Raw genomic sequence first — 5,692 nt, 5'->3', positions numbered from 1 at the left:
ACGGCGCGCCTCGCGCCTTGCCCCATCGGCGCACAGACCGGCTGACGCATGACAATACTTCTGAGAAGATTAGTAAGCTCGGACCCGCGCGCTTCGTCCCCGCCGGATCGGCGTCCGGCCCATTACTTTCTGGCCGATCGGCGGCACCTGGCCGTCGCGCAGAATGCGGTAGGCATAACGGAAGATGAACGACCCGGCGATCAGTGCAATGCCCAACGGCATACCCACGAATATTCCGTACATGAGAACCACGTGCCCGCGCACTCCGAGGATCTCGTAACACGGCGAAGTGGCCGAGAACCTTTCCAACCACGGGAAGAACCACCATTCGGACGGAAACACCACGATCGCGGCAACGATCACCATGCCAATGACGCGTACCACGCGCTCACGGGTACTGTACTGCGGTGCGTACTCCTGCTCCTCGCTCATGCATTGCCCCACGCGATGTCCATATCACTTCCCCGCCCCGGGCGCGCCCGACGGCGCCTGGGCCTGCTCACCCAGCGCGGCATGCTCGCTGAGCTCCGCCTCGATGAATGCACCGATCATCGCCCGGTAAACGCGCTCGGTGACCACCGGATCGGCACCCGCCTCTCGCGCCAGCGCCACCACCCGCGCGATGACCTGCTCGACGCGTTGCGGCGCCCGTACGTCGTCACTGGTTCGCTTGAATCCGGCCGCCTGGCCAACGTTCTCGCCGCGCTCGGTTAGTGTCCTGGAACACCTATTCGTTGCGTTTCTGCGTGTCATGGCGCCGCTGTCGCAAGGCGGCGGCGCGAAGGCGTGGTGAGCGCCACGTCGAGTGACGCCAACACCGCGACAGCGGCGCCATGACACGCCCGAAGGGAGCGCCCCAGTCTTGTCAGGGCGGTGTTACGCCTCCTCGCCGTAGCGCCACTACGACTCGTCGCCGCGCCTAGCCCTGACAAGACTGGGGCGTTCAGAAATACAACGAATTGGTGTTCCAGGACACTAGCAGCGCCACGATCTGCCGATCGATTCGATCGATATTGGCGCGAACCTCGTCAATGGATTCACATTTGATCGCCACTCTTACGGGCCTCCTCTGCTGGTTCCATGGTATCGGTCAACGGCGCGTCGATCCCGGGGACCTCAGGCGACGGATCGAGCGCCCCGGGCGAGGTCGATTCCAAATCCTTCAGCAACCCCGTCGACAGCCACCCTTTACGATCGCCCACCAGGGTCGAATGCATGTAGGTTCCGAGAACGGGCGCGCGGCACAGGGAATCCATCGTGGCGTCGCGTAGCCAGAGCAGCATCCTGCCGTCGGACTGGAAAAACGGGGTCAGCCACCGGCTGGCCCACTGGTACTAACCTTTGCGAAAGTATTGCCAGGTCTCAGTGGCCGTGTGCGCCGCTGTGGCAAGGCGCGAGGAGCGTGGTGTAGCCAGGTCTACATGAGCGACGAGCAACGCAGTCCACGGCGGCGCACACGGCCACCCGTGGGGCGCCACTGCGCGGCGCCTCGGCGGCGTTGCGCTCGCTTGACGTGAGCCTCGCCACGCCGACGCTCCCGCGCCTTGCCGAGACACCGCGCAGTGGCGCTGAGATCTGGCAATACTGTCGCAAAGGTTAGTAAAGCGCACCGCCGTGCGGCGTTCGCGTTCATAAGCGTTCAGGCCGGCGGGGATATCCGGCGCCCGGGCGAGCGCACGCGCGAGAACGACGGCATCGCCCAGAGCAAGCGTCACGCCATTGCCGAGCTGGGGACTCGTACCGTGTGCCGCGTCACCGACAAGAACGACGCGGCCCCGGTGCCAGCGACTCGGGCGCGCGTCCCGGTAAGTCGCGACGTGGAGATCGTCATGCGTGCGGAACGCGTCGACAATTGGCGCCAGGCTCGGCCACAGGCGTAGCACGGCCGCTTTCCATTCCTGAAGCGGTGCCTGGCGCCACGCTGTCACCGCATCATGCCGGACGCTCCAGAAAAACGTGCCGACGGCGGGCTTCCCCCGCCCCTGCGCCACGGGCAGGATGCCGGCCATGCGGTCACCGCGATGATAGCGCTGCTGGAGCACATCGCGCGGCCAGTCGCCGGGAAGCGGCACCAGTGCCCACAGCGCCGACCAGTCGTAGGCGCGCGTCCGGTCGACCGGCGCCACGGTCTCGCGGAGCGGGGAATGCGCGCCGTCGGCCACGACGATCAGGTCCCAAGTGCCCTTGCCGACACCCCGAAGCGCGGCGCCACCGGCATGGCCGGTGATCGCCGTCACCGGACTGGCGAAGCGGAACGCCACGCCGGCGGCCTCGGCGAGTGCCAGCAGGCGGTTCACCAGGGTCGCCCGCACGACACCCCGGCCGTTACCCGCCGGATAGCGCCCATAGTCCAGATCGAGAACGCGCTTGCCATCCCGGCGCCGACCCTCGAGCCGGCGAATGGCCGGACTTTCCGGGTCCAGTGCGCCACCGATGGCTGCCAATGCAACCAGGCCACTTGGCTGCAACAGCACACCGGCACCGCCGGTGGCGGGGCCGCTGCGCCGCTCGAAAACCGTCACCGACGCCCCGGCACGCCGCAGCGCGATCGCGCTCGCGAGCCCGGCAACGCCCGCCCCGACCACAGCAACCTGCAACACGCCCCTCCCTGGCTTCCGAATCGATGCGTTTCTTCCGCCCCCGACCACCCCTGGCTCGGCGGTACCTTATCCTGACGGCCGCCGCAGCGGCCGGCAACCACCTGCACCGCCGGCAACGCCAGCCTCCGGAGGCCTTACCGGAGACAAGCCGGTCCCGGCGCCCTGAGCCGGGCAGCCGAGCGGTTCGGCGCGCCGTGCTTGCCACGGCCGCTCACGCGTCGAACAGCATGTGATCGATGTCGATCACGCGGGAGCTCACCGTGGCATTGTCGAAATCGATCTCGCTGATCACCTGCTCGCCGGGTGCCACCCGCGCATAGGCGGCCATGAAACCGTCCGCCTCGTCGGTCACCGCTTTCCGGCCCAGGTCGATGAGCTTCGCCACGAACGGGGCCAGCGGATAGCCCTGGTCGGCGATATTGCCCGGCTTGAGCAGGCGTATCTCGTGGTAGACCGTCGCCGAGCGCAGGCGCTGCAGGCCGAGCCGCAGGTCCACACCCTCGGCGCCATTGCCGGAGGTCAGCAGAAGCTCGCGCATGGCCAGATACGCCATGATCTCCATGTTCACGGTGGTGTTCTGGACGATCTCCTCGATGCGGTCCCGGGTCTCCGCGACGCTCTCGCCTAGCTCGTCGCGCACCTGCTGGATCAGGCGCACCAGCACGACCTCGTCGCAGCCCTCGCGAAACAGGAACACGAACGGGGGATTGCTGGTGTAGTAGCCATCCCAGTAGACGCCGTCGTCGATGTGCACGGGATCGAAGAGCATCGGGTGCGCCATCGACGCATACACGCTGCGCAGGCGCAGACTCCGTATCACGTGGCGGTGGGCGGCGATCTCGAAGCCCTCGAACTTGCGGATCATCCGCTCGTTGCTGGTGAAGAAATGGGCGACACCGGTGCGGGCCTCGGTGGCGGCCACGGTCACGAACGGGCGCCGGGTCGGCAGCGGCGCCGCGTCGACGTCCTCGGTGAGATTAGGGGCGGCGAAGTGGACGAGGTCGTCGACGATATCCATCGCGCGGCTCTTGAACGAGGCTTCCGCCCCCAGGGATCCTGACATGCGGTGGTGGGTGCTCATCAGGTTCCGGCTCATGCCGATCAGGTCGGCGATGACGGACTCCGGAACCATGTGCAAGGCCTGATAACGCTGCTTCAGCAGCGCCTCCATGCGATTGAGGCGCCAGAAACGGTCGACATAGGCGGTGGGCTTGCGCCGGCCCTCGTGCAGGGACAGAGCCAGCAACAAGGCATTCAGCGCACCGCCCGACGTGCCGCTGATGGAGTGCAGGCGTGCGGGGTCGAGGAAATTGCGACGGCCGTCGAACAGCGCCTTGAGCACGCCGCTGGTGAAGGCCGCGTAGGAGCCGCCCCCCTGGAGCGCCAGCCCGATATTGCTTCCACGCATCCGCTGTCTGCTCCGCTGCAGCCGTGGCCTGCGCGACGCCGCCATGGGCGGCGGGCGCGATCACGGGTTGAAGGACCGATCAGTGCGAAGCATTCCACTCTTCAAGTATCCACGCCCGTCACGCTGACTCAAGCGTCACTTTCCGGCCACCGGATCGGAGGGCGCGCCGACGCCCTGCGGCGACACTCCGGCGGCGGCGCTGACAGGAGGAGACGATCGTCGGCCGGCGTGGGCCGGTCCGGCCAGCGCCCCGCCGGTGCCATGAACCGGCGGCGCCGTCGGGATGCGGCGTAAAACATGCGCGGGGGTGACCGCCTATGACGAGGTACGAAACGGGTGTGTGACACGGCGAGCGTTCACGTGCCGCGATACCGGCGCAGACAGCCCGTCCGCGGCCGCCTGCGCCTGTGCGCTCAATTGTTCACGAGCGCCATCGTCGCCTCGGGATAGCGCTCGCCGGCCGCCGCGCCCGGCAGGAAAACCTCGTTGAGGCGATCCATCGCTTCCTCGGGCATATGCAGATCCATCGCCGCGGCGTTCTCCTCGACACGCTGCGGCCGCGTGGTGCCCGGGATCGGCACGATGTCGCCGCCCTGCACCAGCACCCAGGCAAGCGCCACTTGCGCGGGTGTCGCCCCGAGCTCCGCAGCGACCGCCGTGACGCGCCTGACCAGCGCCAGGTTCTGGCGGAAGTTCTCGCCCTGAAAACGCGGATTGGTCCGCCGCCAGTCGTCCTCGTCCAGATCCTCGGGGGTCGTGATCGCGCCGGAGAGAAAGCCACGGCCCAGCGGACTGTAGGGCACCAGGCCGATACCCAGCTCGCGCAGGGTGGGCAGCACGTCGCGCTCCAGGCCACGCGTCCACAGCGAATACTCCGTCTGGACGGCGGTCAGGGGATGGACCGCATGGGCCCGGCGAATGGTCGCCGGCGCGGCCTCGGACAGCCCGATATGGCGGACTTTGCCGGCCTCGACGAGCTGCGCCATCGCACCGACGGTCTCCTCGATGGGCACCTGCGGGTCGACCCGGTGCAGGTAGTAGAGGTCGATGTGGTCCACGCCCAGGCGCTGGAGTGAGGCGTCACAGGCCTGGTGGACGTATTCCGGCCGGCCGTCGACCATGCGCTCCGGCTCACGGCCCAGAGCGTACTCGTAGGCAATGCCGAACTTGGTGGCCAGGGTAACCTGGTCACGGCGGTCACGAATGGCGCAGCCCACCAGCCGCTCGTTGGTCTCGGGCCCGTACATGTCGGCCGTGTCCAGGAACGTGACGCCGAGGTCGAGCGCCCGGTGAATGGTCGAGACACTGCGTTCCTCGTCGGCGGACCCGTAAGCGAAGGACATGCCCATACAGCCCAGACCGATCGAGGACACCGTCAGACCACTGCGACCGAGCTCGCGCGTATAGCGTGCAGTCATGAATAGCCTCCTGCCTGTCGTGCGGAAGTGAAGTCGGAATCAGGGGGAAGTCGGGCCGCGGGAAACGACGCTCATCGCCGTGCCGGCCCGGAAACCGGTACCAAGGTTAGGCGCAGAGCCATGGGGCGCGTCAGGTGGAAGCTGCGGGATTTTTGCCTGATCCTGCGCTTTCCCGTTTGCGTTCTGGTGTACTAATCTTCTCAGAAGTATTGTCATACGTCAGAGCACCACAGCGGCCCGGGGGCAAGACGCGTTCGCGCCGGCGT

6 protein-coding genes are annotated in these 5,692 nt (G+C 67.3%); all 6 read right to left on the bottom strand.

Features of this window, described 5'->3' with window-relative positions; all coding sequences use genetic code 11:
* Window positions 1-69 precede the first annotated feature (69 nt).
* The 6 genes from ACPEES_RS22695 to ACPEES_RS22670 all read right to left on the bottom strand — a co-directional run bounded on the left by ACPEES_RS22695 (window position 70) and on the right by ACPEES_RS22670 (window position 5,426).
* On the bottom strand, window positions 70-432 hold the full coding sequence (locus tag ACPEES_RS22695; RefSeq protein WP_435106669.1) for a hypothetical protein: 363 nt from the start codon (window positions 430-432) through the stop codon (window positions 70-72).
* Window positions 433-456: 24 nt separating this feature from the next.
* Window positions 457-753 carry a chorismate mutase gene (locus tag ACPEES_RS22690; RefSeq protein WP_435106667.1) on the bottom strand — a complete coding sequence of 99 codons (297 nt, stop codon included), beginning with the start codon at window positions 751-753 and terminating at the stop codon, window positions 457-459.
* A gap of 284 nt (window positions 754-1,037) precedes the next feature.
* Complete coding sequence (locus tag ACPEES_RS22685; protein WP_435106665.1) at window positions 1,038-1,283, bottom strand: hypothetical protein; 246 nt, start codon at window positions 1,281-1,283, stop codon at window positions 1,038-1,040.
* A gap of 51 nt (window positions 1,284-1,334) precedes the next feature.
* On the bottom strand, window positions 1,335-2,600 hold the full coding sequence (locus ACPEES_RS22680) for an FAD-dependent oxidoreductase (RefSeq protein WP_435106663.1): 1,266 nt from the start codon (window positions 2,598-2,600) through the stop codon (window positions 1,335-1,337).
* 211 nt (window positions 2,601-2,811) lie between these two features.
* Window positions 2,812-4,008 carry a patatin-like phospholipase family protein gene (locus tag ACPEES_RS22675; protein WP_435106661.1) on the bottom strand — a complete coding sequence of 399 codons (1,197 nt, stop codon included), beginning with the start codon at window positions 4,006-4,008 and terminating at the stop codon, window positions 2,812-2,814.
* A 413-nt stretch (window positions 4,009-4,421) separates the two neighbouring features.
* A complete protein-coding gene (locus ACPEES_RS22670; RefSeq protein WP_435106659.1) occupies window positions 4,422-5,426 on the bottom strand; it encodes an aldo/keto reductase in 1,005 nt (334 codons plus the stop codon).
* Between the last annotated feature and the right edge of the window lie 266 nt (window positions 5,427-5,692).

The sequence above is a fragment of the Arhodomonas sp. AD133 genome (assembly GCF_051195215.1).
GTDB lineage: Bacteria > Pseudomonadota > Gammaproteobacteria > Nitrococcales > Nitrococcaceae > Arhodomonas.
Note: the sequence above shows the minus strand (reverse complement) of the source record. Positions and strands in the feature narration are given on the sequence as shown.